The 25698-nt window shown below is 58.9% G+C and carries 23 protein-coding genes and 1 riboswitch; of the genes, 12 read left to right on the forward strand and 11 right to left on the reverse strand.

Annotation, left to right across the window (positions count from 1 at the left end; genetic code table 11):
* Window positions 1–52: 52 nt before the first annotated feature.
* Window positions 53–676 (forward strand): glutathione S-transferase family protein, encoded by a 624-nt coding sequence (locus HFD92_RS12445; RefSeq protein WP_009087970.1) that lies wholly within the window; start codon window positions 53–55, stop codon window positions 674–676.
* Here the strand turns inward: HFD92_RS12445 and HFD92_RS12450 are convergent.
* The gene (locus HFD92_RS12450; protein WP_167429029.1) at window positions 643–2130 is read right to left on the reverse strand and encodes a PLP-dependent aminotransferase family protein; all 1488 of its coding nucleotides are present in this window, start codon (window positions 2128–2130) and stop codon (window positions 643–645) included. The two genes, HFD92_RS12445 and HFD92_RS12450, sit on opposite strands and share 34 nt — an antisense overlap.
* A gap of 134 nt (window positions 2131–2264) precedes the next feature.
* On the opposite strand from HFD92_RS12450, the gene HFD92_RS12455 reads away from it, so the two are divergent.
* Window positions 2265–2852, forward strand: a complete 588-nt coding sequence (locus HFD92_RS12455; protein ID WP_167429030.1) for a LysE family translocator — start codon at window positions 2265–2267, stop codon at window positions 2850–2852.
* On the opposite strand, the gene HFD92_RS12460 is transcribed toward HFD92_RS12455, so the two are convergent.
* From HFD92_RS12460 to HFD92_RS12470, 3 genes are all read right to left on the reverse strand, one after another.
* Window positions 2849–5233, reverse strand: a complete 2385-nt coding sequence (locus tag HFD92_RS12460; RefSeq protein WP_167429031.1) for a phosphoketolase — start codon at window positions 5231–5233, stop codon at window positions 2849–2851. The two genes, HFD92_RS12455 and HFD92_RS12460, sit on opposite strands and share 4 nt — an antisense overlap.
* Before the next feature lie 838 nt (window positions 5234–6071).
* Window positions 6072–7685, reverse strand: a complete 1614-nt coding sequence (gene mqo / locus HFD92_RS12465; RefSeq protein WP_009087963.1) for a malate dehydrogenase (quinone) — start codon at window positions 7683–7685, stop codon at window positions 6072–6074.
* 510 nt (window positions 7686–8195) lie between these two features.
* On the reverse strand, window positions 8196–8651 hold the full coding sequence (locus tag HFD92_RS12470; protein ID WP_167429032.1) for a carboxymuconolactone decarboxylase family protein: 456 nt from the start codon (window positions 8649–8651) through the stop codon (window positions 8196–8198).
* Window positions 8652–8708: 57 nt separating this feature from the next.
* On the opposite strand from HFD92_RS12470, the gene HFD92_RS12475 reads away from it, so the two are divergent.
* A complete protein-coding gene (locus HFD92_RS12475; RefSeq protein WP_167429033.1) occupies window positions 8709–10154 on the forward strand; it encodes a PLP-dependent aminotransferase family protein in 1446 nt (481 codons plus the stop codon).
* Here the strand turns inward: HFD92_RS12475 and HFD92_RS12480 are convergent.
* The gene (locus HFD92_RS12480; RefSeq protein ID WP_009087958.1) at window positions 10144–10386 is read right to left on the reverse strand and encodes a DUF1158 domain-containing protein; all 243 of its coding nucleotides are present in this window, start codon (window positions 10384–10386) and stop codon (window positions 10144–10146) included. The two genes, HFD92_RS12475 and HFD92_RS12480, sit on opposite strands and share 11 nt — an antisense overlap.
* A gap of 317 nt (window positions 10387–10703) precedes the next feature.
* Between HFD92_RS12480 and mntP the strand changes: the two genes are divergently transcribed.
* The 6 genes from mntP to HFD92_RS12510 all read left to right on the forward strand — a co-directional run bounded on the left by mntP (window position 10704) and on the right by HFD92_RS12510 (window position 16896).
* Window positions 10704–11279 carry a manganese efflux pump MntP gene (gene mntP / locus HFD92_RS12485; protein WP_167429034.1) on the forward strand — a complete coding sequence of 192 codons (576 nt, stop codon included), beginning with the start codon at window positions 10704–10706 and terminating at the stop codon, window positions 11277–11279.
* A gap of 117 nt (window positions 11280–11396) precedes the next feature.
* The gene (azuC, locus tag HFD92_RS21905) at window positions 11397–11474 is read left to right on the forward strand and encodes a stress response protein AzuC (protein WP_150030152.1); all 78 of its coding nucleotides are present in this window, start codon (window positions 11397–11399) and stop codon (window positions 11472–11474) included.
* A 613-nt stretch (window positions 11475–12087) separates the two neighbouring features.
* Window positions 12088–13020 (forward strand): SMP-30/gluconolactonase/LRE family protein, encoded by a 933-nt coding sequence (locus tag HFD92_RS12495; protein ID WP_167429035.1) that lies wholly within the window; start codon window positions 12088–12090, stop codon window positions 13018–13020.
* A 38-nt stretch (window positions 13021–13058) separates the two neighbouring features.
* A complete protein-coding gene (locus HFD92_RS12500; RefSeq protein ID WP_058956913.1) occupies window positions 13059–14414 on the forward strand; it encodes an MFS transporter in 1356 nt (451 codons plus the stop codon).
* Between the two features lie 186 nt (window positions 14415–14600).
* Window positions 14601–15512, forward strand: coding sequence for an alpha/beta fold hydrolase (locus HFD92_RS12505; protein ID WP_058956914.1), 912 nt, complete (start codon window positions 14601–14603; stop codon window positions 15510–15512).
* A complete protein-coding gene (locus tag HFD92_RS12510; protein ID WP_167429036.1) occupies window positions 15505–16896 on the forward strand; it encodes a hypothetical protein in 1392 nt (463 codons plus the stop codon). The genes HFD92_RS12505 and HFD92_RS12510 overlap by 8 nt, the downstream gene beginning before the upstream one ends.
* A gap of 21 nt (window positions 16897–16917) precedes the next feature.
* Here the strand turns inward: HFD92_RS12510 and HFD92_RS12515 are convergent, their stop codons facing one another.
* Window positions 16918–18270 carry an MFS transporter gene (locus HFD92_RS12515; protein WP_167429037.1) on the reverse strand — a complete coding sequence of 451 codons (1353 nt, stop codon included), beginning with the start codon at window positions 18268–18270 and terminating at the stop codon, window positions 16918–16920.
* Window positions 18271–18439: 169 nt separating this feature from the next.
* Window positions 18440–19342 (reverse strand): GntR family transcriptional regulator, encoded by a 903-nt coding sequence (locus HFD92_RS12520; RefSeq protein ID WP_009087945.1) that lies wholly within the window; start codon window positions 19340–19342, stop codon window positions 18440–18442.
* 137 nt (window positions 19343–19479) lie between these two features.
* Between HFD92_RS12520 and HFD92_RS12525 the strand changes: the two genes are divergently transcribed.
* A complete protein-coding gene (locus HFD92_RS12525) occupies window positions 19480–20508 on the forward strand; it encodes a zinc-binding alcohol dehydrogenase family protein (RefSeq protein WP_167429038.1) in 1029 nt (342 codons plus the stop codon).
* A 17-nt stretch (window positions 20509–20525) separates the two neighbouring features.
* On the opposite strand, the gene HFD92_RS12530 is transcribed toward HFD92_RS12525, so the two are convergent.
* Complete coding sequence (locus HFD92_RS12530) at window positions 20526–21446, reverse strand: nucleoside hydrolase (protein WP_167429039.1); 921 nt, start codon at window positions 21444–21446, stop codon at window positions 20526–20528.
* 128 nt (window positions 21447–21574) lie between these two features.
* Window positions 21575–21650, forward strand: a riboswitch (Fluoride riboswitch).
* Between the two features lie 87 nt (window positions 21651–21737).
* On the opposite strand from HFD92_RS12530, the gene crcB reads away from it, so the two are divergent.
* The gene (gene crcB / locus HFD92_RS12535; protein ID WP_009087940.1) at window positions 21738–22115 is read left to right on the forward strand and encodes a fluoride efflux transporter CrcB; all 378 of its coding nucleotides are present in this window, start codon (window positions 21738–21740) and stop codon (window positions 22113–22115) included.
* Between the two features lie 116 nt (window positions 22116–22231).
* A complete protein-coding gene (locus HFD92_RS12540) occupies window positions 22232–23047 on the forward strand; it encodes a sugar phosphate isomerase/epimerase (protein ID WP_167429040.1) in 816 nt (271 codons plus the stop codon).
* Here the strand turns inward: HFD92_RS12540 and HFD92_RS12545 are convergent.
* From HFD92_RS12545 to HFD92_RS12555, 3 genes are all read right to left on the reverse strand, one after another.
* Complete coding sequence (locus HFD92_RS12545) at window positions 23044–23649, reverse strand: alpha/beta hydrolase (RefSeq protein ID WP_009087936.1); 606 nt, start codon at window positions 23647–23649, stop codon at window positions 23044–23046. The two genes, HFD92_RS12540 and HFD92_RS12545, sit on opposite strands and share 4 nt — an antisense overlap.
* A gap of 10 nt (window positions 23650–23659) precedes the next feature.
* Window positions 23660–24601, reverse strand: a complete 942-nt coding sequence (locus HFD92_RS12550; RefSeq protein ID WP_167429041.1) for a glutathione S-transferase family protein — start codon at window positions 24599–24601, stop codon at window positions 23660–23662.
* A gap of 99 nt (window positions 24602–24700) precedes the next feature.
* The gene (locus HFD92_RS12555; RefSeq protein ID WP_009087932.1) at window positions 24701–25600 is read right to left on the reverse strand and encodes a LysR family transcriptional regulator; all 900 of its coding nucleotides are present in this window, start codon (window positions 25598–25600) and stop codon (window positions 24701–24703) included.
* Window positions 25601–25698: the final 98 nt, after the last annotated feature.

Consider the following 25698-nt stretch of genomic DNA (forward strand, 5'->3'; position numbering starts at 1 on the left):
ATAACAGCTAACAGCGTTATCAATAAGTTAAAGATTCTACCGGAGACTCTGCATGCTAACGATCCTGGGACGCGCCTCCTCAATCAACGTGCGCAAAGTATTATGGCTGTGTGACGAGCTGGATCTGGATTACCAGCGCGAAGAGTGGGGCGACGGTTTTCGCTCCACGCATCTGCCGGAGTTCATGGCACTCAATCCGAATGCGATGGTGCCGGTGCTGAAAGATGATGACTTAGTCATCTGGGAATCTAACGCTATCCTGCGCTATCTGGCGAATGCCTATGGCGGCGAGTGGCTTTATCCGCCTAATCCGCAGGCGCGTGCACCGGTCGATCAGTGGATGGACTGGCAGGCCACAGAACTGAATACCTCCTGGCGCTACGCTTTCATGTCGCTGGTAAGAAACTCTCCGGCTCATCAGGATCCGCGCCTGCTGGCAGCGGCCTGCAAAGGCTGGGCGCACACCATGAGCATCCTTAATCAGCAACTGGAAAAAACCGGTCGCTACGTTGCCGGACGCAATTTCACCCTGGCCGACATTCCGATTGGTCTGGCGGTAAACCGCTGGTTTGAGACGCCGCTTGAGCATCCCGATTATCCGGCGGTTCGCACCTATTACGAGCGCCTGACCGAACGGCGTGGTTACACCGTCTGGGGCCGTAACGGGACGCCCTGAGCCTCACCAGCCGTTAGTCCTGACAGTTCACAGGCAATCTCCCCGGCGCGCTGAATCGCCCGGCTATAGCGCGCATCAAACGGATAACAGCAGGAGAGACGCAGCGCATGGTTGTAACGCTCGCTCAGAGAATAGAGCGCGCCAGGCGTGACGCAGATCTGCTCCTGCAGCAGCCGGTCAAACATCTCCGTGGTCTTCACGTTGCCGGGTAACTCGACCCAGAAGACGAATCCTCCGCGCGGCAGCGTGGCGCGGGTGCCCTGCGGGAAGTAGCGGGCGATCAGTCCCCGCGCCTCATCCAGATTGGCTGCATAGCGACGGCGCAGGGTGCGCAGGTGGTGATCGTAACCGCCGGACGCAAGAAACTCCGCCAGTGTTTCTGACAGCAGGGCCGATTCAGCCATCGACGAAACCGCTTTGAGCCGGGCAATCGCGTCGTGAAAACGGCCGGCAGCGGTCCAGCCAATCCGGAAGTCGGGTGCCACGGTTTTGGTGAAGCTGGTGCAGTAGATCACCCAGCCATCGCGATCAAACGCTTTCACAGCGGGCGAGAGGGGCCAGTCGAACTGCAACTCGTCATACAGTCCGTCTTCGATCAGCGGAACGTGGTAAGTGTTCACTAACTTTGCCAGCCGCTTCTTGTTTGCCAGTGACATGCCGCAGCCCAGCGGGTTCTGCACACCGGGCATGGCAATCAGTGCCTTGATGCGCTGCTCCTGCAGCAGCATCTCCAGCGCATCCAGCGACAGGCCATGCTGCGGATCGGTGGGGATTTCCAGCGCTTTAAGGCCCAGCGACGCCAGCAGTGGAAACAGGAAGAAGTAGGTCGGCGACTCCAGCCCGACACAGTCGCCGGGTTGCGTGACCGCACGTAATGCCAGCTGCAGGGCTTCCATGCAGCCGTGGGTCAGGGTGATCTCATCGGCAGTCAGCCGCTGTCCGGCGTGCAGCGCCCGGCGCGCAATCTCCTCCCGTAAGCGCTCACTACCGGGCGGAAGCGCATAGCGCCCGATCAGATTGGGATGACGGCGCAGCAGTGAAGCCGTGATCCGGGCGATGCGGGTCGCAGGGAAAAGTTCACTGTCCTGCGGGCAGGCCAGCGAGATATTGATGTAGTCGGGATGGTTCTGTGCGGCAAACACCTTATCAATCAGGTCGAGTTTACCGCTGCCGGGGTCGCGTACCCGGGTCTTATGCTCACCGTGACGGGTCACGGCGGGCAGCACGCCGCGCACGTAGTAGCCCGACTGCGGCCGAGCCTCAATCAGACCGCGATCTTCCAGCAGCTGCCAGGCATTCAGCACCGTATTCACACTGACCTGATGGGACTGAGCGACACGCCGGATCGCTGGCAGGCGTTTGCCAGGTTTCAGCGTGCCCTGGTGGATAGCCTCAGCGAAGCTGTCCGCCAGCTGCTGATAAAGACGCTGATCGGAAGAGGGAGCAAGGGACACAGTAGCCTCCGGATTGGATGGGTACAATTGCTGCAAACGTAAACTGTAACCATCACAATAGTGATTTTGTGTCACTGTTACCATCCTTTTTCGCGCCGTAGCATAGAGCTCTGTCCACTTTCAGGAGCGCCACTATGCTTGATCCCTCTTTCTTCAGTTACGTCACCGTCATGTCGATTACGCCAGGCCCAAACAATCTGTTGCTGGCGACCTCCGGGGTCAATTTTGGCATGCGTCGCACCCTGCCGATGATGTTCGGCATTTTACTGGGCTGTGCGGTGCAAACGGTGATTGCCGGAATGGCGCTGGAGGTGCTGCTGCACTGGATGTCGGCGATTCGCCTGCCGCTGACGCTGGCAGGCTGCACCTATCTGTTGTGGCTCTCCTGGAAGATCTTTCGTGCTGCCGCCCCCGAAGCGCGCACCCGGCCGCAGCCGATGACGCTGCTGGGTGGCGCCTGTTTCCAGGCGATTAACCCCAAAGCCTGGCTGATGGCCAGCAACGTGGCACTGCTCTACAGCGCCAGCAGCGGCGTCGTCACGGTGATGATCTGCTTCATGCTGCTCAATCTGCCCTGCATCCTGATCTGGGCTGCGCTGGGCGACCGCCTGCGCAGCCATCTGCAGATTGCCTGGAAGCGCCAGCTGTTTAACAGCCTGATGGCGCTGTCGCTGGTGGCGACCACCGTCTGGATGGTGACCGACGCGCTGCAGGCCGCTTAGTCAGGCGCGCCTGGTGCGGTGGCGGATGGCCATTTCCAGTTCTGCACCTCCGGCAGATCCTCGCCATGTTCGCGTACATACTGGTGATGCGCGGCCAGACGCTGCTGCAAATCCTCCAGCAGCCCGGGATGAGCATCCGCCAGCCCGGGCACGCGCAGAATCGCCTCCTGCGCCAGATGATAGCGGTCCAGCTCGTTGAGCACCGTCATATCAAATGGCGTGGTGGTGGTACCCTCTTCATTGAAGCCACGCACGTGGAAGTTGCGATGATTGGTGCGCTGATAGGTCAGGCGATGTACCAGCGTCGGATAGCCGTGGAAGGCAAAAATCACCGGTTTATCCTGCGTAAACAGCGCATCAAATTCCGCGTCGGATTTGCCATGCGGGTGCTGATCCTGCGTCTGCAGCGCCATTAAATCGACCACGTTTACCACCCGGATCCGCAGTTCAGGCAGCATCTCGCGCAGCAGATCGACGGCCGCCAGGGTTTCCATGGTGGGCACATCACCGGCACAGGCCATCACCACATCCGGCTGTGCATTATCGGGCGTGGTGCCCGCCCAGCGCCATTCGCCCATGCCCGCTTCGCAGTGGGTTATGGCACTGGCCATGTCGAGCCACTGCGGCGCAGGCTGTTTGCCCGCCACAATGACATTAATGCGGTCCCAGGTGCGCAGGCAGTGGTCGCCTACCCAGAGCAGCGTATTGGCATCGGGCGGCAGATAGATACGTACGATGTCCGCTTTCTTATTGGCAACGTGATCGATAAAGCCGGGGTCCTGATGGCTGTAGCCATTGTGGTCCTGGCGCCAGACGTGCGAAGAGAGCAGATAGTTGAGTGAGGAGATGGGCTTACGCCAGCCCAGCTTACGCGTGACTTTCAGCCACTTGGCATGCTGGTTAAACATGGAATCGATAATGTGGATAAAGGCTTCATAGCAGTTGAACAGCCCGTGACGGCCGGTCAGGAGATAGCCCTCCAGCCAGCCCTGACACTGATGCTCACTGAGAATTTCCATGACGCGGCCATCGCGCGCCAGCTGCTCGTCGTAGGGCTCTGTTCTTTCCAGCCAGGTGCGGCTGGTCACGTCGAAGACCGGCGTCAGGCGGTTTGAGGCGGTTTCATCCGGGCCAAACAGCCGGAAGTTGTCGCGGTTTCGCTGAAACAGCACGCTGAGGTAGCGTCCCAGATGCTCGGTGGCCTGCGCCATCTGTGAACCCGGTTCGCCGACCTCGCAGGCAAATGCGGCGAGCTGCGGCGTCTCCAGCTCACGGCGCAGCAGGCCGCCATTAGCGTAAGGCGAAGCCCCCATGCGCTTGTCGCCCTCCGGCGCCAGCGCCTGCAGCTCCGGCTTCAGACGACCCTGTTCATCGAACAGATCATCCGGCTGATAGCTCCGCATCCACGTTTCCAGAATCTGGCGATGACCTTTATCTTCACGACAGGCGGCGACCGGCACCTGATGCGCCCGCCAGAAATCCTCTACTTTTTTGCCGTCGACCGTTTTGGGGCCGGTCCAGCCTTTGGGGCTGCGCAGGATAATCATCGGCCAGCGCGGCACATCGGTCGTGGCGCTGCCCTGGCGCGCCTCACGCTGGAAGGCGGTGATTTTTGCCAGAGCATTGTCCAGCGCTTCCGCCATCAGCGGATGCATTTTCTCCGGCTCATGCCCGCTGACAAACAGCGGTTCATAGCCGTAACCGCTGAACAGCTGACGCAGATCTTCATCGCTGCTGCGACCCAGCAGCGTCGGGTTAGCAATCTTGTAGCCGTTGAGATGCAGAATAGGTAACACCGCGCCATCACGTTGCGGATTGAGGAATTTGATGCCGTGCCAGCTGGACGCCAGCGGTCCGGTTTCCGCTTCGCCGTCGCCGATGACGCAGGGCACCACCAGGTCGGGATTATCGAAAGCCGCGCCAAATGCATGAGAGAGCGAATAGCCCAGCTCCCCTCCTTCATGAATTGAGCCGGGCGTCTCCGGGGCCGCGTGGCTGGGAATGCCGCCCGGGAAGGAGAACTGTTTAAACAGGCGCTGCATGCCCGCCGCATCCTGGCTGATGTGCGGATAAATTTCGCTGTAGCTGCCCTCCAGCCAGGTGTTAGCCACCATGCCGGGGCCGCCGTGCCCGGGTCCGCAGATGTAGATCATGTTCAGATTTTGCTGCCGGATAATCCGGTTGAGGTGGGCATAGATAAAATTCAGCCCTGGCGTGGTGCCCCAGTGGCCCAGCAGGCGCGGTTTGATATGTTCCGGCCTGAGTGGCTCGCGCAACAGCGGGTTATCCATCAGGTAGATCTGCCCGACGGAGAGGTAGTTCGCCGCCCGCCAGTAGCGGTCAAGCAGCGTGAATTCCGGTGAAGCAGGGGAGTAAGACATGCCTTTTCCTCCTGAGTGTTCAGCTAAAAGATCTCTTAACCCTAATAGAGAAACCCCAGGACGACCAGGCAACCGGCCAATAAAAAAGGCCAGGGTCCCTATCGATAACGAACCCAGGCCGTGAAAATCGCCTGATATAAACTGTCCGACATGATGACGTCAGTTCATCGAATAAGCGTTTTAAAGATGATTTTTTGATTTAACGCCGGGCAGCTTTATTTGATATAAAGCTTATAATTTATCAGCCCTATCACTATTCCAGTGATCGCTATTTTAATTGCGTTTTTTATCGTCAGTGAATCATGGATAAAATAGTCAATTAAAAACAGGGCTAAAACGATTAGCAGCGTATTAAGGATGACTCTTTTTACCGCCTTCATCACCACCAACTGGTTAATCCATAAGTAAAGGCCGCACCTGCGGCGCCTGAAGCGGCTCCGGCGATCCATCCCGGTACCAATCCGATTCCAGGAATGATTACGCCTGCGCTTACTGAACCCAGTACTCCAGATGCTAATGCGGACTTGAACATACCTGAACTATTTATTTCTTACATGAGAAACTTTTAAATAGAGAGTTCGGGAATGTAACAAAGAGGGGTGTGGCGGGGTGTGACAAAGAACTCATATTTTTATCGTAACTTTACGATTTTAAAAATGAGGCGAGAGCGTGCGAGTAATATCGAATGGCGAGTCATCAGGCAAAGCTAATATCGCAGGAAGAGGTGCAAAGCATGTTTCGGAAACCAAAATGAAAGAGCCGGGTTCGGTTAAGTACCTAACCCAGCTCTCAAGGCCGCTCAGAGAGTCTGAGCGGCCTTTTTATCAGCGGTGCGGAATTACTTGCCGACAACGAACGCGGTTTCACGTCCTTCATCGTTTGCCGCCATCGGTGTCACCGGCGAGTAGTCGAGCTGCAGAATACGGCTGGTTTCGGCCAACACTTTCTCTGTCAGTGCCACGTCACCGTTCAGCTTACGACCCCAGGAAGGGATGACGGCGCGGATTTTATTCTGCCATTCCGGCGTGGCCATCTGCTCAGGACAGACCTTATGCAGCAGTTCCAGCATGATCGGTGCCGCTGTCGAGGCGCCTGGTGAGGCGCCCAGCAGTGCTGAAATCGTCCCATCCTGTGAGGCGACCACTTCGGTGCCGAGGCGCAATACAGCACCCTCTTTCTCATCCTTCTTGATGATCTGCACACGCTGACCGGCCGTCACTAACCGCCAGTCCTCCTGCTTCGCCTGCGGCACATAGGCGCGCAGGGCGTCCATACGGTCGCGATCGCTTTGCAGCACCTGATCCATAAGGTACTTCACCAGATCGAAACTTTTCAGCCCCACTTTCACCATCGGCAGCATGTTGCTGCTGTTCAGAGAGGTGAACATATCCATCAGCGAACCCTGCTTCAGGAACTTGGTGGAGAAGGTGGCGAACGGGCCAAACAGCAGCACCTGCTTGCCATCCAGTACGCGGGTGTCAACGTGCGGCACGGACATCGGCGGTGCGCCGACGCTGGCTTTGCCGTAAACCTTGGCCATATGCTGCGCCACCACCTGCGGATTTTCCGTCACCAGGAACGACCCCCCTACCGGGAATCCGGCGTAGCCGTTCGCTTCCGGGATACCGGCCTTCTGCAGCAGCGGCAATGCCGCGCCGCCAGCGCCGATAAAGATTTTGCCCGCTGTCAGCGTGCGGCGGTTGCCGCTGTTCAGACACTGCAGCGTCACCTGCCAGCGCCCGTCGGCGAGCTGCTTCAGGTCACGCACTTCCTGACGCAGACGCAGGCGGAAGTTCGCCTTCTTCTCTAAGGAGGCGATCAGCTGACGCGTTACTTCACCGAAGTTCACATCGGTGCCCATCTCCGTCCAGGTCGCGGCCACTTTCTGACGGCGATCGCGGCCATTCATGACCAGCGGGATCCAGCGTGCAATCTGCTGCGGATCTTCGGAGTAGGCCATGCCCCGGAACAGGGTGCTTTTCTGCAACGCCTGATAGCGTTTGCGCAGGAATTCGACGTTGTCGTCTCCCCAGACAAAACTCATGTGTGGCGTGCTGTGAATAAAGCTTTTGGGATTGCGCAGGTTGCCTTTCTGGACCTGATATGCCCAGAACTGGCGGGAAATCTGGAACGATTCGTTGATCGTCACCGCTTTAGAGATGTCGATGCTGCCATCCGCCTGCTGCGGCGTATAGTTCAGCTCGGCCAGGGCGGCATGACCGGTGCCGGCGTTATTCCAGCCGTTGGACGACTCCTCGGCCACGCTGTCCAGCCGCTCCACCATTTCGATGGACCAGTCCGGCGCTAAATCCTGCAGCCATGCACCGAGTGTAGCGCTCATCACACCTGCGCCAATCAGCAGCACGTCAACGTCTTTGCGCTCCTGCGCGGTAGTGGTGTCCTTTGCCATGGCACTCATCGCGAGCGCAAGGTTTACAGCTGAATTGCACATGAGGCGACATCTCCTCTTCTGTTGACCTGAAGCCCAACAGTTTTGCAGGCGAAATAGTCACGCTTCTTGCGAGCGCGTTGCGCTATTTCTCAAAGGTTAAGTCTCAGGTATAGGTTAAAGCGGTGATAACGGGTTAACTGCACGTTATGCTTTGTCATCCGAATATAACATTCTCACCCCTGAATTAAACATTTGTTTATTTTTTAAATGCAGAAATGATTCAGCATAAGAATTAATCATCAGCATGGCTGCGCGATTAGGGATTTTTTATTGTCAAGTCAGAGGGTTAACCCGGAAAGGATGTTGCGGAAAAGCGCCATGATGGTGCAACGGCAGAATCGATATGAACGGTGCGGAATTATTTAATTATCTGAATTTTAGCGATTTATTATGCAATGTGGAATAGTTTGAATTGTCGACAAAGCAGCCAGATAGCCTCTTGTGTAAAAATAATGTTACATTTTTGTGAGTCTGAAAATGCGCGCGCAGCGGCGCACGCATCGGTTTCACTTATGACGCATTCGCACTGGCAGGCAGCTTTTTCAGACTTATCGCCATGCGGTTGTAGGTGTTCATCAGGCCAATGGCGATATTCAGATCGACAATTGCTTTGTCACAGAAGTGCTCCCTCAGCGCGGTATAACTTGCTTCCGGCGCGCCATGCTGTGCAATCAGCGTCAGGCACTCCGCCCACTGCAGGGCCGCTTTCTCTTTTTCACTGAACAGAGTGCCGGATTCGTGCCAGACCGACGTCAGTACAATTTTATCCCAGCCGATCCCCGCCTTGTTCAGCGCTTTTGTATGCATATCAATGCAGTAAGCGCAGCCGTTAATCTGCGATATGCGCAGGAACAGCAGTTCCAGTAAAGTGAGCGGCAGATCGGTTTGTGACAGATAACCGTATATGCCGCTCAGTGCTTTCATGCCTGCCGGTGCTGCCTGGTGAAAATCTATACGTTCGCTCATCTTATTGCCTCCTGGGATTGATGAGGCGATTTTCGGCCTTTGAATGGAGCAGATAAAGTGCCAAAAAATGAGAGTCTGACTGGTCCATCGCCCCTTTTCTCGCTGACGCTGCAGCGCGGTACGTCGCGTGGGCTGAGCGAACAGCTGCGCCAGCTGATTGAGCAGGCGATTGGTGAAGGCCGTTTACAGCCGGGGGCGCGCCTGCCTTCCTGTCGCGATCTGGCCGCGCAGCTCGGTGTTGCCCGCGGCACCGTCCGTGCCGGTTATGACATGCTGGCCGATGGTCAGTTTCTGGAGACCCGGGGCGCGGCGGGCACCTTCGTCAGCACCCTGCCGCCATTAAAACCGGTCCACTCCGATGCCGGGTGCCTTCCGCCGCACTCTGAAGGGATCGAGGCGTTTGATGCCCCGCCGCTGACCTTCCAGATGGGGACGCCCGCCAGCGATACGTTCCCGGCCAAAGTCTGGCTGCGCATCCTGCAGCGGCAGGCGCGAATGCAGGTCAGCCGGCCAGCCAGCTATCCCGATCCGCGTGGCAGTCTGGCACTGCGTCAGGCGCTGGTGGCCTATCTGGCGGTGGCGCGCGGTCTGCGCTGTCAGGCGGAGCAGATCATCATTACCAGTGGCTATGCAGGCGCGATGGGTCTGATTGGCCTGGCGATGGATTTTCAGGGCAAAACCGCCTGGCTGGAAGATCCCGGATTCTGGCTGGCGCGCGGCGCGGTGGAAGCGTTGCGGGTCAGGCCGGTTGCGGTGCCGGTCGACGAGGAGGGGATGCAGGTCGCTGCCGGGGTGACGCGTGCGCCGGACGCCGCTTTCGCGCTGGTGACGCCGGGCCAGCAGGCACCGCTTGGCATGACGATGAGCCTGGCGCGCCGCCATGCCCTGCTTGAGTGGGCCAGCCGCGAACAGCGCTGGATTATTGAAGATGACTACCTGGGTGAGCTCCAGCCTGGTTATCGCGCCGCGCCAGCGCTGGCCGCCCTCGACAGCGAGGGACGGGTCCTGCATATCGGCACGTTCAGCAAGACGCTGACGCCACAGCTGCGGCTCGGTTTTATGGTGGTGCCGCCCGCACTGGCTGCCCGGTTCGGTGAGGTGTGCGCGTTACTGGCACCGGCATCGGCAGGATTGCTGCACAATGCAGTCGCGGAGTTTCTGCGGGAAGGTCACTTCATGCGGCATCTGCGGCGGATGAAGCGTGTGTATCACGAGCGGCTGGAGCAGATGGTTGCCGCGCTGCACCCCCATTTTCCGGACCTGCAACGCGCCGGGCTGGCGGTAATCGTTCGCCTGCCCGCCGGTTCCCCGGACCAGCTTATTGCTCAGCAGGCGGCAGAGTGGGGGATGGCACCCTCGCCGCTGTCACTCTGGTATCAGGATGCGGATCAGCGCTGCGCAGGCCTGTTGCTGGGCGCGGCACATCTGCCGCGCGAAGGCTATGCCCGCAGCGCCGGACAACTAAAAGCGCTGGTGGACGCCCATTGTGCTGTCAGGCCCTGAACCAGCGACGCCAGACAAAGCGGATAACGAAAAACTCCAGCGCGCCCAGCAGTAAAAACCAGATGCAGAACACGACCGTGTAAAGCTGATTAAGATCCTGCAGATGGAACAACTGCAGCAGATGCTGCGCCACGGTCAGGCTGAAGGCGGGGGCGGGCAGCAGCAGCGCCGAGAGAAAACCCAGCAGCAGAATGCCACCAGGCACGATCAACGTTTCAAAAGGGTTATTCATTACCGGTATCCCATCATTATCAGCCCGGCATTTTCCGGTAATTGGCCGCGCGGTTCAATGGCGGCATCAGGCGCAAAGGCGAATGGAGCGGGGATTCAGGCACTCAGAGTGGCCAGAAAACGCTTTGCCACCATCGACTTAGGTCCATTCATAGCGGAAGATAAGAGTTATAGCCTTTGCTATACTTAAATCCCTGATTTTGCTGTCTTTTTATCTGCGGGTTTGCATGGTAGACTGCGCGCACTTTTTCATAACTGAACACTTTGTGTGGTGAATTCAGCGTGATTAGCCGCTTTTTCGCCCCAGGTGAATAAATCATGACCTTTATTGCTACGTTAATTCTTGCGCTGGGTATGTCGATGGACGCATTTGCTGCTGCGCTGGGCAAAGGTGCGACGCTGCATCGTCCTGGTTTTAAAGAAGCGCTGCGCACCGGTCTGATTTTCGGCTCTATTGAAGCACTGACCCCGCTGATGGGCTGGGCACTCGGCCTGGCAGCCAGCCGTTACATCATGGCGTGGGACCACTGGGTCGCGTTTATACTGCTGGCGTTCCTGGGTGGCCGTATGATGATGGAAGGCTTCCGTCAGACCGCGGTCGCCGAACCCTGTGAAGCGCCAAAAAGCCACGGCTTTGTGGTACTGGCGACCACTGCGGTAGCCACCAGCCTTGATGCGCTGGCGGTCGGCGTTGGCCTGGCTTTTTTACAGGTGAACATCATCACCACCGCGCTGACGATTGGTGCCGCGACCACGGTAATGGCGACGACCGGTGTCCTGGTCGGGCGCTTTATTGGTCCGGTGCTGGGTAAATGGGCGGAAGTGCTCGGTGGCCTCGTCTTAATTGCCGTTGGTTCCACCATTCTGCTGCAGCATCTCGGCTACACCGCGTAGGTTTTATGGCGCCTGAAGCCGTAGTTTTGTGATCCGGTTCAAATTTATTTGCTGTTAAAACGCACAGAAGTTATACTTTTTCAGTATATCTTCAACTTAATTTGAATCAGGTGCTCCATGAAACGCATTTTCAAATACGTGTTCCGTGCTTACGTTGAGACGTTCAAACACGTACCGCCGGGTGCCATGTCCTGAGCACCCCGCAGGAAACCCTCGATAATCGCGGTCAGGGATCGACCGGTGATTATCACCTCTCTGTTTTGCTTCCGCTGATTTAATTCCCTTTTTCTGCGCCTGAGGTCTGTTCAGGTTGCCGCCCCCGTTTCTCCGTTCTCTTTCTTAAACCCTGAATCGGTTCCATTCCGAAGCATAATTTTCAATTTCGCGTATCTGACAGGGATCGATAACGTATTTGACGTGACAGGTGATCATTTTCCTCCGGGTATAAAAGATTGAAAATTTTATTTTTTATATACGACTTCAACCCTTTTTCATCATCATTTTAAAAAGCGGCTTCAGCCTTTCTCGCTTTTCGCCCGTCTGCAGTTCATGACCTGGCCGGTACATGTCGGCATAATTTGTGAGTGATATCTTGTTTACATAATAAACAAGCTCATAACACTGGCATCAGCGCCAGTGTCGTCGATATAGTTATTTCATCATGTACACCTGAGTTTTACTTAGTAAAACAGAATGTGAGGCAGGCTATGTTCGCTGATGAGACACCGCTGATTCACCGCAGAGACGCACACGTGCGCACGGATTATGTCAGCCGGGTTAAGGGATTCACTGAAAAGGACACCATTCTATGACTTATCTGACGCAGGCGGATGTCAGGGAGACATCAATTTTTACCCGGCTGCCCGACCACTTTCGTTCCCCTGATCGCAACAATGTCTGGGCTGCCGCCAATCGCGGAGGACAGCTTACCGACTCATTCCTGGAAGGGCCGATCTGGCACCCTTCCGGTTGTCTGTACCTGACCGATATCCCGTATGGCCGGATATTCCGGGTCGATATGGCAGGCAACTGGGATCTCATCGTGCAATATGATGGCGAACCGAACGGCATGAAACTCGTCGATCCGGATACCCTTCTGATTACAGATTATCATCACGGGTTAATGAAGCTCTCGCTTAAAACGCAGGACGTGACGCCGTGGCTGCCTCGCCGCCACAGTGAGAGCTTTCGCGGTGTGAACGATTTAACGCCCGACAGCCGGGGAAACCTCTATTTCACCGATCAGGGTCAGACGGGACTTCACGATCCGACTGGCCGTGTTTATCGTCTCAGCCAGGACGGACGACTGGATATCCTGCTGGATAACTGTCCAAGCCCAAACGGGCTGGTTCTGTCGCCAGATGAAAAAGTGCTTTATGTCGCGATGACGCGCGGCAATGCCATCTGGCGCGTGCCGCTTCAGCGTGATGGGTCGGTCAGCAAAGTGAGTCAATATTTTACCTCGCACGGGCCCAGCGGTCCCGATGGACTGGCCATTAACGCGCAGGGTGAGCTACTGATTGCCAATCCGGGGCTGGGTCGCGTCTGGCTGCTCAACGATCTGGCTGAGCCTGCCGAAATCCTCACCAGTCCCGCCGGACGCTCCACCACCAACCTCTGCTTTGGTGGCGAAAATTTACAGCAGCTGTTTATTACCGAATCGGTCAGCGGCAGCATTCTTACCTGTTCAATGAAGACGCCCGGCCATCCACTGTCCTTTATGTCCACTGCATTTCTCTAAGAACAACTCTGCGTTCTCTGAACGCAGCGGAGGCACTCATGAATCTGCATACTGTAAGCACCGGCTCACCTGCGGAGCCGGAAACCGTGTCCGGCGATCGTGAAGAGATGAATCAAAAGGATTTTGAACAAAGTGAACAGGCAGCCGGTAAAGCGTTTCGCCGCATCCTGCCTTTTATTTTCATCTGTTATGTCGTCAGTTATCTGGATCGCACCAACGTCAGCTTCGCGGCGCTGGGCATGAATGCCGATCTGGGCATCACGGCTGAGCAGTTCGGATTCGGCGCCGGGATGTTTTTTATCGGCTATTTTCTGTTTGAAGTGCCCAGCAACCTGATCATGCAAAAAGTGGGTGCCCGTATCTGGATTGCCCGCATCATGATCTCATGGGGACTCATCTCCATGGCGACCGCCTTCGTATCCGGCCCCCTGAGCTTTGCCTTTGCCCGTTTTTGTCTGGGGGTGGCCGAAGCCGGATTCACGCCCGGTATTTACCTGTTCTTCACATACTGGTTCCCCGGAAGCTGGCGCGCAAAAATTACGGCCGCCTTTTTAGTCGGGATCCCCGTGGCCAATATCATCGGCGCTCCCCTGTCGGGGATGCTGATGCAAATCACCGGGCATGAACATATCCGTAACTGGCAGTGGCTGCTGCTGCTGGAAGGGTTCCCGGCGGTGATCCTCGGCGTGCTGTGCCTCTTCTTCCTTAACGACCGCCCGGAGAAGGCAAACTGGCTGAGCGACACGGAAAAGTCCCTGCTGAGCAGACGACTGAAGAACGAGCAGCAGCAGATTGAAAAAGCACACGGCTCCAGCCTGCGCGATGCGCTGCGGAATCCGCTGCTTTATCTGCTGGCGTTTATTAACTTCTGCGGGATTGTCGGTTCGATCGGGGTGGGCCTGTGGATGCCGCAGATCATCCGCCAGCTTGGCGTCAGCCACACCACCACCGGTTTCCTGACCGCATTACCCTACATTTGTGCCGCGTTCAGCATGCTGTTCTGGGCACGGCGGGCCAATGCCTCCGGACATCGCATTCGCTGGATCAGTGGTGCACTCGTTATCGCCGCCTTTGCGCTGGCCTGCAGCGCCGTCGTGAATGAGCCCGTTCTGAAGATGCTGGCACTCTGCTTTACCGTCAGCGGCATTCTCGCTTTTCAGGCCTCATTCTGGGCTCTCCCTTCGGGCTTTCTTACCGGCAGCGCAGCCGCAGGCGGATTAGCCATGATCGTCTCTGTCGGGAATCTGGGCGGCTTTGTCGGCCCCTCCCTGATTGGCTATATCCGCCAGAGCAGCGGGGGATTTACCTGGGCACTGCTGGCGGTCTCTGCCGTGCTGCTGATTGGGGCGTTCTCCGTGGCATTAATCAAAGATCCCTATCGCAAAGCACAGTAAAAAGAGGGAAAAGGCGCGCTGGCGCCTTTTCCCTCTCCGCGAATCCCGGGGCTGAAGACACGCTTTCCGGCGTCCCGCCTCCCCGCAAGAGACACGATGAACTTTTCCTCGCCATGACACCGATAAACCGCCTCCCATCCGATCCCGGCCTACACTGAATTATTCTCCCCGAAACAGGAGCAGTGGATGATCCAGAAGCAGCGACGAAAACAGGCAGCGATGGTGGCAGGCGTGGGATTAGGTGTGGCGGCCACCCTGTGGGGCATGAAACGCTGGCAGCAGCTGAAACAGACACCGCCGGTGTCACCGCGCAGCCACCATGCCGGCATGGCCGGTTACTTTCAGCAGGTGGGCGACTGGCGGATGTTCACCCGGGTCACGCCCAATGAGGATAAGGGACTGCCGGTGGTGCTGATCCACGGACTGGTGATGTCAGGCCGGGCGATGGAGCCGCTGGCGCTGGCGCTGAGCCGCGACTATCACGTGCTGGTGCCGGACCTGCCTGGTTTCGGAGCCAGTACGCTGCCCGCTTCTGCGCCGGTGATGTCAGTCGACCAGCAGGCGGAGGCGCTCTGGTTATGGCTGCAGCACAACGGTTTTCAGCGCGCAATCTGGGTCGGTAACTCGTTTGGCTGTCAGATTCTGGCCGCGCTGGCGGTGAAGCATCCGCAGGCGGTGGCGGGGCTGGTGCTGCAGGGGCCGACGGTGGACCGCCATGCCCGCAGCCTGCCGCGTCAGCTATGGCGCGACTGGCGCAATGGCCGGCTGGAAACCCGGCGACCGCCGGGGCCGCTGGCCCGCATCGATTACGCTAAAGCGGGTCTGCGCCGCGCCTTTGGCACGATGCGTGAGATGATGCGCGACCACATCGAGCATCGCCTTACCTACATCAATGCGCCCACGCTGCTGCTGCGCGGCTCGCGTGATCCGGTCTGTCCGGCGCGCTGGCTGGATGAGCTTGCCGCGCTGATGCCGCACAGTGAATTGATCACACTGCGCGACGGCACGCACACCCTGCATTACGTCTATCCGTGGAGTTTCTGTCACGCCATTCGCCCGTTCCTGGCGCGCATTCAGCAGGAGAATCAGCATGAGTAAACCCCCGAAAGGTATTGCCCGTTTTGACTCCGCCGCAGCGATGCTGCTGGCGCTGGCGAATGCGCTGCACGATCGCCCCTTTGCCAGTCCCAGCCAGTCTCCGACGCTGGATCGGCTGCTGCCGTCGCTGAACCGGCTGCCGACCGGACTGCGGGAGTGGGGCTACGCGCTGGGCGGGATGGCGGAGGGCATCAGCCTGCGCCAGGCGGGGGAGCTGGATGTGGAGGGCATCGCCGAATGGATGGTCAGTGAGTATCCCCAGCAGGATTATCCCGCCGCCTTTATCGGCTCGTCGAACGGTGCGCTGATGCATCTGGCGGCGGCGATGGGCGTGCCCTGGCTGCCACAAACCTTTCTCTGCCCGGTGCGGGCAACCAGCAGCGATCCCGATGATGCGCAGGCAGGTTTTGAGGAGGGTAAAGAGATTGCCGCTGCGCTGCTCTCCGCCTGGCCGCGGCTGGCGGTTCACCATATGCAGGACCCCAATCAGGATCGGCTGATGCTGGACCAGATGCGCTATTTCCGGCTGAAACTGCGCGACCTGCCGCTGGCCTTTAACGAGTTCCTGATGGGCAGCCTGCCTGCCGGATCCACCCTGTTCATTAATCACTGTACCCGCCAGTGGCCGGTCACGCGCACCAGCGATCGCTCCTTCTTTCAGTTTGGCGCGCTCGGCGGGGCAACCGAGCAGGAGTATTTACAGGGTGGTCCGCGGGTTGCGGAGTATCTGGCACGTTATGGCGTTGACCGCGAGCGCTGGACGCCGCCCGCCATCACCGATCGGGTGCCGGAAGCGGAGTGGGGGCTGGATGGCTATCTGATCTCGCCGCTGAAAAAGCTGGCGGAAGCCCAGAACTGGAAGCTGATGGAGATTCGCTATGAAGATCCGGAAGCGATGAGTTATGTGGTGGCAGAGATCTATCGTGACTGGTATCTGGCTGCCGGTATTTTACCGACCCGTCTGACGGTGGACAGTTTCCTGCTGATGGACCCGTGGAGCAGCATCCGGCAGCAGGCTATCCCGTTCTGGCTGGTGTTCTGCACCGAGCCGTCAGCGGCGGCCCTGCAACGCTTCCTGGAAAAACAGCCGCCGTTCCGCAATATCGACATGATGCTCTTTTCTCACGGCACCGACAGCATCGGACTGGCGGAGATTGATCGCTGGCGGGCGCTGCTGGCCCATGCCCGTGATGAGGGGGTCTTCATCGGCGTGGATGAAGAGCGGTTCCCGCGCGATTTTGCTACCTTTGCCCGCTTCGACTCGGCGCTGCGTGAAAGAGCACCGCTGCTGCCACCGCCACCGCCGCTCAGCACGGAGAAGGTGATCGCCGGTATTCAGCGTTACGGGGCGAAACATGGGGTTACGCTGACGACGCTGAGCTGACCGCCGCGCCGTCAGCGGGGGTTATTCACCGTCGGTGATCGGCTTACGCACCAGCAGCAGATAGGCGAGGGCGCCGATGAGCGTGACACAGGCGCAAATCATCAGTGCCAGGCTGAACGATTGGGTGGTGTCGAGCACCCAGCCGGTAATGACCGGCGCAAACGAGGCAAAGATAAAGCTGGCGAAGTTCTGAATGCTGCCGACCGAGGCGGTCATGCGCGCGGTAACGTTGGCGTGGATCAGCCCCCAGCACGACGTACCGGCAAAGTGGATACAGAACAGCGCCATGCCGATCAGCGTCACGGCGCTGGTGGTGTCGGTCGCACGGGTGACGATGGCGGTAAATCCGGCTGACAGCAGCATGCCGCTGACGATGCAGACTTTACGGGTTTTCACCGCGTTAAACCCGCGGCGTACCAGCGTATCGACCACATAGCCATTCAGCAGCATACCCGCCGCGCCGAACAGGAACGGAATCGCCGCCAGCAGGCCCGTGCTTTTGAGATCGAGGTGATAAGTCGACTGCAGATAGCCCGGCAGCCAGGCGATATAGAGCCAGGCGGTGTAGTTGATGCCGCTGAAGCCAATCATCATGCCCCACATGGTGCGCTGCTTAAACAGGCCGCGCCACTCCCTGAAGCTGATCGGCTCTTTGCGTGACGCCACGCTGCCCGCCTGCAGATAGTGGATCTCTTCGGCGCTCAGGGTGCGGTTATCGCGGTCGCGATAGACCATGTACCAGCCAATGGCGAGGAAGATGCCGAGGATGCCGATGGTGACGAACATCCCCCGCCAGCCCATCACCAGCATCATCGCCGCCAGAATCGGCGGTGCAACCGACAGCCCAATCATCGAGGCGGCGTTAAACATCCCCATCGGCATGCCGCGATCTTTGATATTGAACCAGTCGTTGATCACTTTGACGCCGCACGGGTTCATCGGCGCTTCGCCAATGCCGAGTCCGATGCGCACCAGCACAAACTGGGTGAAGTTGTGCACCAGGCCGGAGGCCGCCTGAAACAGTGACCAGATGAACATGCCGATGCCGAGCATGATGCGCGGCCCTTTGCGATCCAGCAGCGCACCACACGGCAGCTGCGCCAGACCATAAGCCAGCGAAAAAGCGGAGAGCAGAACGCCGATTTCGGTGGCGCTCAGTCCCATCTCCTCACGGATAGTCATATTGGCCACCGACAGCGAGCTGCGATCCAGATAGTTGATGACGGCCGCAAACAGCAACAGCAGCATCGCGGTGACCTGAATCTTACGGATGCGCGGTGAGCGCACCACGTCGCTGCGCATGGGCACGAAATCCTGGTCTGGTGTCATCTCACCGGACGCGCGATCACGGCCGGATACTGAGCTCTTTTCCATTGCACTCTCCCGAAACTGGCTGGTTATCGTTATGGTGAGAAGGGTCTGCGCGCAGCGGCAAAAGGCCGCCGTGACGTTACCGTCGAGACTAAGAGCAAAGGGAAAAGGATGTTGCAAAGATGTTTCTGAAGCGTGCGGGAGCTAATGCTTTGTGGTTTTTAATCGGTTTTTAATTGTACTGGCTGATTGATCGCACCATGGAGGTTTTTGCGGTGGCCAGATGGTTGTGCAGGGCGCAGAGCGCGTCGACATCCTGACGGCCAATCAGCGCGGTCAGAATCGCCATATGCTCCTCCAGCGCCACGATATTGCGCTGCTTAAGATCGCTCTCATCCCACTGATAGTGCGAATGAAAGATCACCGAGATGATCTCCAGCGACTGATTAAAAAATGGATTGCTGGCGGCGGATAAGATCAGGGAATGCATCTGCCGATCCAGCGCGGCAAAGTGGCGATAGTTGCTGGCGATGGTGTCGCGCATCGATCGATGGCGATCCAGCAGATCCCGCGCCTGAACCCAGCGCTCATCACTGGCGGGCAGATTCAGGAAGCGGCTCAGGGCGTGGGTTTCCAGCATCTCGCGCAGTTCAAACAGCTTCTCCGCGTAGTCCTGAGTGAATTTCTTCATCCGCCACTGGCCGCGTTTAACCGGCTCCAGCAGGTCATAGCGCATAAAACGCAGCAGAAATTCACGCACCACGACCGGACTGACCTTCACCTGCTGCGCCAGCTGCAGTTCGCTGAACGTGTCACCCGGCACCAGCTGCCGCTGGTTAATCAGATTAAAAAACATCTGCTCTACGTGGCTGGCCTGCTGCTCAATCGGCGGCGTGACGGCGCTGAAACTGTCCTCTTCGCGCGGCTCGCGCACGATAACCCAGGTCTGTTCAACCTTATCCAGTACGCCGCACTGATGCAGGTAGTGCAGGGTATGGCGCACCGTGGTCCGGCTGATATTGAACATCTCCGCCAGCGCCGCCTGTGGCGGCAGCGGGGAGCGAATATGGCGCTGAGCAATACTTTCCAGCATCTGGTTAACCACGTTCTGACGCAAATTCTGGCTGCGGCTCATCGCACTCTCCGGTTTTTTATGCATTAAAAACCATTCAGAGCCCAAAAAAACCGTGGTGCTTCACACTTCCGGCAAGCGAGACCCGCGTCCGCTGCCGGATTCGGCATAACTGCCTGCAGGACAACCGGAGACTCACCATGACAACAATGAAAGCACTGGTCATCGCTGAACCACGCAGAATGGTCTGGGCCACCCGCGACAGGCCAGCGCCCGCCGCGGGCGAGGCGCTGATCAAAATTCTCACCGCCGGGATCTGCGGAACAGATATTCACGCCTGGTCCGGCAATCAGCCCTTTTTCAGCTATCCCCGGGTGCTGGGCCATGAAATCTGTGCGGAGGTGGTCGCGCTGGGCCGTGGCGCTGAGGGTGTTCGGCCGGGCCAGCGGGTGGCGCTTATGCCCTACATCGCCTGCCTGCACTGCGACGCCTGCCAGAGCGGTAAAACCAACTGCTGTGAGCAGATCTCCGTGATTGGCGTCCATCAGGATGGGGGATTCAGCGACTACTTAAGCGTGCCGGTCAGCACGCTGCTGGCAGTGGATGAAGTGACACCGGAGGCGGCTGCGCTGATTGAGCCGTTTGCCATCAGCGCGCATGCGGTGCGTCGGGCTGGCGTGACCGCTGATGAGCAGGTGCTGGTGGTGGGGGCGGGGCCGATTGGCCTGGGCGTGGCCGCGATTGCCGCTGCCAGCGGTGCGCAGGTGATCGTGGCGGACACCAGCGCATTTCGTCGTCAGCATGTCGCTGACCAGCTCGGCCTGGTGGCGCTGAACCCGGCAGACGCAACGTTCGATGCGGCGCTGCGCGAGCAAGCGGGCGGGCGGCTGCCGCTGAAAGTGATCGACGCCACCGGCAACCCGGCGGCCATGAACAACGCGGTCAGCCTGATACGGCACGGCGGCACGGTCGTCTATGTCGGCCTGCACAAAGGCGATCTGGTGATCCCGGACAGTGAGTTTCACAAAAAAGAGGCCACCCTGCTCGGGAGCCGCAACGCCACCCGCGAAGATTTTGATCGGGTCTGCTCCCTGATGGCCAGCGGTCAGCTGCGCGCCAGTATGATGCTGAATCACTCTCTGGCGTTCTCCACGCTGGATGAAACCTTTGAACCGCAGGTCATCAACAATCGCGAACTGATCAAAGGCGTGATTCATTTCGATCGCTAACGCGGCCAGCCAGCGTGTCAGGGCGCGGTGAGGGTGTTAAAGAAGTGCGCCCGCACCGCGTCAGCATCCACGCCGAGCGCGATGCGCTGGGCGGGCAGACCGGCAAACGGGTCCTGCCGGGAGGCCAGTGCGCTCAGCCTGCGCACCGTCTGACCGCAGGCGATCCCTTCGGTGATCACCCGCAGCGGGCTTTCGGCCAGGGTAAACGCCTCTGGCAGACTGAGCCATGCCACCGCCAGGGTGTCGTGCAGCGCCATGCCGTTAAATCCCTCTTTCGCCAGACTGTAAGCCAGGTAAGGGCGACAGATGGCGCTCAGCACCGGCTGATTCAGCCACTGAACCTCTTCGCCGGTGATCAGGACCTTGTGGGTAACATCCAGCGGGATCACCACCACGTTCAGCGCCGAGGTGAGCACCTGATCGGCAGCATGCGGATCTTTCCAGATATTAAATTCGCTGAAGGGCGTCACGTTGCCACTGTGTCCCCCGCTGCCGAACGCACCGCCCATGATCACCAGCTCTTTCACCAGCGGAATGATGTCGGGTGCCTGATTAATGGCCGAGGCGATGTTGGTCAGCGGACCGATCGCCACCAGGGTGATCTGATGCGGCTGTGCCCGCACGCTGTCGATAATAAACTGCACTGCGCCGGGGGCCTGATCGCTACAGCTGTTTTCAAACGCATCACCCAGCCCGTCCTGACCGTGCAGGGTGGCGGGGGCTGACGGGGCCTGGGCCAGCGGCCGCGCGCAGCCGCGATAAACCTCTGCGTCGATCGCCATCTTCTGGCAGAACAGCCGGGCATTTTTCACCGCCTGACCCACCGCTACGTTGCCGAAAACGGTGGTAATGCCCAGCAGATGCTGGGTGCGCGCCGCATAAGCCAGCGCAAAAGCATCATCCACGCCGATATCAGTATCAAAAATCAGGGTTCGCATCGCCTCTCCATCACCGACTCTCATCCCTCAGCATTACCCCGCCCGCAGCGTGGGCGTCAAGCATTTACGCCAGCCGGGCCGGTTTCCCGGCGCAAGGTTGCCAGCCTGAAACGGGCGTCGTATTATCACCGGCTCAAGGTGATGGCGTGCCACCTTTCCCAACCGCCGGTGGGCTTAACACCGGCTGATGACGCCTGACACTCAATCCTTTCGCGGGAGCTGAGGCGTCAGGCGCAGTTTATCTCTGCCTCTCCTCTCAGCCCGGCGTTAATCTGCAATCAGGAGCAAGTTATGTTGAAACCGTTACTGGCGGTGATGATCGGCGGCTCGGCCGGCTGTGTGCTGCGCTGGCTGTTCGCGATGCGCTTTAATGCGCTCTTTCCCAATCTGCCACCCGGCACGCTGCTGGTGAATCTGATCGGCGGGCTGGTAATTGGCGGTGCGATGGCCTGGTTTGTTCGCCACCCCGACATCGACCCGATCTGGAAACTGCTGATCGTCACCGGCCTGTGCGGCGGGCTGACCACCTTCTCCTCCTTCACGGCAGAATTAATGGTGTTGCTACAATCAGGTAAGTATCTCTGGGCGATGGCCAGCGCGCTGGTACATGTGATCGGTTCACTGCTGATGGCGTTTGCCGGTTTTGCGCTGGTGACGCTGCTGGGCTGAGCCGGTTAACCGGCCCCTGTGCGCCAGAGAAACAGAGGGGTTCAGGTCACGCCCGTCTCTCACCGGGGCATGACCTGAACATCACCGATTATTCCGGACGATTAAGGAGCTGAGCAATGCGAACCAACCCCACCTTCCTTAACCTGGTGTTGTTAAACGGTGAACCCGGCCAGAAACTCCAGGCGGCGCGTGACGCCGGTTTCGATCAGGTGGAGATCTGGCGCGAGGATGTTGAGGCGTGCGAGGGCGGTGCGGCGGCGCTGGCTGAGATCGCGGCCCGGCAGGGACCCGGCTTTACCAACCTCCAGGTGCTGCGCGATTTCACCGGCGCACCCATGGCACTGCGCGCACAGAAGCGCGAAGAGCTGCGTCAGTTTATTCAGATCGCCCAGGCGCTGGGCTGCGATACCCTTCAGGCTCCGGCCAGCACCCGGGAAGATTGCTGTGCCGAACTGATCGATGATGACCTGCGCTGGATGGCCTCGGAAGCCGCGCGCTACAACATGCGCATTATGTATGAGCCGATGGCCTGGTGCAGTGTGGATAACACGCTGCCGCTGGCGTGGCAGCGGTTGCAGCGGCTCGACCAGCCGAATATTGGTCTGGTGGTCGACCTGTTCCATATCTGCGCGCGCGGGGGCGACGCCGCCCATCTGGATGGCATTCCGGCCGACCGCATTTATGAGGTGCAGCTGTGTGATATGGCCGCCGTTCCGGCTCAGGACAAACAGAGCCTGATGGCGATGGCGAAGCATCAGCGTCTGCTGCCTGGCGACGGCATTATCGACGTGGATCGCTTTGTCGATAAGCTCAAAAGCGCAGGCTATCAGGGGCCGCTGGGTATTGAAGTCTTCAACGACAGACTGAAATGCCTGCCGCCTGAGGTGGCGGCGGCGCAGGCCTGGCAGGCGTTAGACCGCTACCGGCGTTAATCCTGCAGGCACTGTCCGATAAAGGCGGCGGCGTGCATCGCGCCCGGACCTGAAATGGTGTGGCCGGTGGCCGGTTCAAAGCGCGCGTCAACCGGCACCCCGGCGGCTCTGAGTCGTGTCGCGGCCGATTCGCTCTCCTGCCACGGGATCACCTCATCGGCCTGGCCGTGGATCAGCAGCGCGGGCACATGAGCCTGCGGGGTTAATTGCCCCTCAACGGCCAGACGACCGGAAAAGGCGACCACGCCTGCCAGCGGATAACGGCCCGAGGCGAGCGCATCCAGCGCCATAATCGACCCCTGTGAAAAGCCGACCAGCACCACATCCTGCCAGCGGTCGGCGAAGCCATGCTGCTCAACGATAGCGTTCAGGGTTGCGTCAAACGCGGCGCGCGCTGCCCGCACCCGGCCTGGCCGATTTTCTGGCGTCACGTCGGTCAGGCTGAACCACTGCCAGCCAAACCCTGCGGCAAAACGTTCAGGCGCATTGGGCGCGGCAAAAATCACATCCGGCAACAATGTCGCCCAGTGGTGGCCCAGCGGGGCCAGGTCATCGCCGTTACTCCCCACGCCATGCAGAAAAATCACCAGTGCCTTTGCCATCATTGCTCCTTTAAAAACCGTATTCGCTCATATCCGGGCCCGCCGGCACGATGCCGTTCGGGTTGAGCGCCTTGATCGAGTAGTAACCCTGTTTGATGTGATCGATGTTGACCGTCTCACGCACGCCGGAGACCGACAGCATGCTCTTAAGATAGCGGTTGAGCAGCGTATAGTCGCGTATGCGGCGCAGGTTGCATTTGAACAGGCCGTGATAGGCCACGTCAAAGCGGATCAGGGTCACAAACAGGCGAATGTCGGTTTCGGTCAGCCGTTCCCCCAGCAGAAACGTGCGGCCATCGCTCAGCAGCGCCTCCAGCTCATCCAGCTGGCTGAAGATGTCGTTAAACGCCTGCTGATAGCTGATGGCGGTAGTGGCAAATCCGGCGCGGTAAACCCCGTTATTCAGGCGCGGATAGAGGCTCTCATTGAGCGCATCAATCTCAGCGCGCAGTGCGGCGGGATAGAGGTCGATGCGGTTATCGGCCAGATCGCCAAAGCCGCTGTTGAACATGCGCACGATGTCTGCCGACTCGTTGCTGACAATGTTGCCGGTTTTCTTGTCCCACAGCACCGGCACGGTGGCCCGGCCCGTGTAATCGGGTGCCACGCGGGTATAGATCTCATGCAGGTACTGCGCGTTATTCAGCGGGTCCTGCTGCGCGCCAGGAAAATCACCGAAACGCCAGCCCTGAGCACCGAGCTGCGGCTCCACCACCGTGACGCCGACGAGCGACTCCAGCCCTTTGAGCCTGCGGGCGATCAGCGCACGTGATGCCCACGGGCAGATCAGCGCCACATAGAGATGGTAGCGGTCGGGCTCTGCCGGGAATGGCGTTGAGCCATCGCTGCTGATGAAGTCCCGGAAACCGGATGTCTGGCGGACGAAACCGCCCTGTTTATCGGTAGCCTGCACCGGATGCCAGTCACTACTCCACTTACCTTCTACTAACATTGTGCGACTCCTCTGTTGAGATGAGAAGCAGCATAACTGATGACTAAAAGGCTGATAATCCGGCCCTGAAGACAATCATTTCTTCCATATTGGAAGAAATCAGACGGGTGGAAAATGAATGAAATGGGTGACCAGGAAGTCGATAAGCAGGCGCGCCCGGTGGGGCAGATGGCGGGCGGGCGGATAAACCGCAAACAGACCCAGTGGCGGCGTCTCGAAGTTCTCCAGCAGCCGGACGATATCACCGCGTTGCAGCGCAGGGGCCGCGATAAATCCGGGCAGGCGCGCGATGCCCAGGCCCGCGATAGCCGCCTGCAGACAGGCTTCGGTGTTGGCGAAGCGCAGACGGCCCTGCACAGGCACGGTCACGACCTCACCGTCGGAACCGGCAAACGGCCAGTGCCGGGGATCGCGAAAATTGGTGTCGATAATGCACTGATGCTGAGCGATCTCCTGCCAGTGCTGCGGGGTGCCGAACTGTTCAAGATAGGCCGGTGAGGCGGCGAAGCGCACATGAACCTCGCCCAGCCTGCGCGCCACCAGGCTGCTGTCGCTCAGGTTGCCGATGCGGATCGCCATATCAAATCCTTCATCGACGATGTTCACGGCCCGATCTGAAAAGCTGACGTCCAGCTCAATCAGCGGATAGCGGCGGGCAAAGGCGACCAGCACCTGAGAGAGCACCGCCGTGCCAAAGGAGCCGGGCGCGCTGATTTTCAGCCGGCCGGTCGGCGTCATGGCGCTTTCGCGCACGCTGGCATCCAGCGTCTCAAACGCGTCAAGCAGGTGTTTGACCCGTTCGTAATAGGCGCGCCCGACATCGGTCGGCGACAGGGCGCGGGTGCTGCGCTTAAACAGCTGCACACCGAGCTGCTGCTCCAGCTTCGATACCAGCTTTGACGCCTGACTGCTGCTGGTGCCGAGACGTAACGCCGCCGCAGAAAAGCTGCCGGTTTCCAGCACCGTGACAAACATCCGGTCACAATCGAGTCGATCCATGGCGATGTCCTGTGGGATAAAGTCGCAGTATAGGGGCTGTGCTCAGCGGATGCAGCCTTCACTTTGCGTGCCTTAGCCCTTTCGCTGACGCGCAAAAC

The organism is Pantoea sp. EKM101V, from assembly GCF_011800325.1.
In the GTDB taxonomy this organism is placed as follows: Bacteria; Pseudomonadota; Gammaproteobacteria; order Enterobacterales; family Enterobacteriaceae; genus Pantoea; species Pantoea anthophila.

What these genes read in the sequence shown, in the direction of transcription:
- HFD92_RS12445 (WP_009087970.1), top strand. Translation starts at nt 53, where the DNA reads ATGCTAACGATCCTGGGACGCGCCTCCTCAATCAACGTGCGCAAAGTA.
- HFD92_RS12455 (WP_167429030.1), top strand. Translation starts at nt 2,265, where the DNA reads ATGCTTGATCCCTCTTTCTTCAGTTACGTCACCGTCATGTCGATTACG.
- HFD92_RS12460 (WP_167429031.1), bottom strand. Translation starts at nt 5,233, where the DNA reads ATGTCTTACTCCCCTGCTTCACCGGAATTCACGCTGCTTGACCGCTAC.
- mqo (WP_009087963.1), bottom strand. Translation starts at nt 7,685, where the DNA reads ATGTGCAATTCAGCTGTAAACCTTGCGCTCGCGATGAGTGCCATGGCA.
- HFD92_RS12470 (WP_167429032.1), bottom strand. Translation starts at nt 8,651, where the DNA reads ATGAGCGAACGTATAGATTTTCACCAGGCAGCACCGGCAGGCATGAAA.
- HFD92_RS12480 (WP_009087958.1), bottom strand. Translation starts at nt 10,386, where the DNA reads ATGAATAACCCTTTTGAAACGTTGATCGTGCCTGGTGGCATTCTGCTG.
- mntP (WP_167429034.1), top strand. Translation starts at nt 10,704, where the DNA reads ATGACCTTTATTGCTACGTTAATTCTTGCGCTGGGTATGTCGATGGAC.
- azuC (WP_150030152.1), top strand. Translation starts at nt 11,397, where the DNA reads ATGAAACGCATTTTCAAATACGTGTTCCGTGCTTACGTTGAGACGTTC.
- HFD92_RS12495 (WP_167429035.1), top strand. Translation starts at nt 12,088, where the DNA reads ATGACTTATCTGACGCAGGCGGATGTCAGGGAGACATCAATTTTTACC.
- HFD92_RS12500 (WP_058956913.1), top strand. Translation starts at nt 13,059, where the DNA reads ATGAATCTGCATACTGTAAGCACCGGCTCACCTGCGGAGCCGGAAACC.
- HFD92_RS12505 (WP_058956914.1), top strand. Translation starts at nt 14,601, where the DNA reads ATGATCCAGAAGCAGCGACGAAAACAGGCAGCGATGGTGGCAGGCGTG.
- HFD92_RS12510 (WP_167429036.1), top strand. Translation starts at nt 15,505, where the DNA reads ATGAGTAAACCCCCGAAAGGTATTGCCCGTTTTGACTCCGCCGCAGCG.
- HFD92_RS12515 (WP_167429037.1), bottom strand. Translation starts at nt 18,270, where the DNA reads ATGGAAAAGAGCTCAGTATCCGGCCGTGATCGCGCGTCCGGTGAGATG.
- HFD92_RS12520 (WP_009087945.1), bottom strand. Translation starts at nt 19,342, where the DNA reads ATGAGCCGCAGCCAGAATTTGCGTCAGAACGTGGTTAACCAGATGCTG.
- HFD92_RS12525 (WP_167429038.1), top strand. Translation starts at nt 19,480, where the DNA reads ATGACAACAATGAAAGCACTGGTCATCGCTGAACCACGCAGAATGGTC.
- HFD92_RS12530 (WP_167429039.1), bottom strand. Translation starts at nt 21,446, where the DNA reads ATGCGAACCCTGATTTTTGATACTGATATCGGCGTGGATGATGCTTTT.
- crcB (WP_009087940.1), top strand. Translation starts at nt 21,738, where the DNA reads ATGTTGAAACCGTTACTGGCGGTGATGATCGGCGGCTCGGCCGGCTGT.
- HFD92_RS12540 (WP_167429040.1), top strand. Translation starts at nt 22,232, where the DNA reads ATGCGAACCAACCCCACCTTCCTTAACCTGGTGTTGTTAAACGGTGAA.
- HFD92_RS12545 (WP_009087936.1), bottom strand. Translation starts at nt 23,649, where the DNA reads ATGGCAAAGGCACTGGTGATTTTTCTGCATGGCGTGGGGAGTAACGGC.
- HFD92_RS12550 (WP_167429041.1), bottom strand. Translation starts at nt 24,601, where the DNA reads ATGTTAGTAGAAGGTAAGTGGAGTAGTGACTGGCATCCGGTGCAGGCT.
- HFD92_RS12555 (WP_009087932.1), bottom strand. Translation starts at nt 25,600, where the DNA reads ATGGATCGACTCGATTGTGACCGGATGTTTGTCACGGTGCTGGAAACC.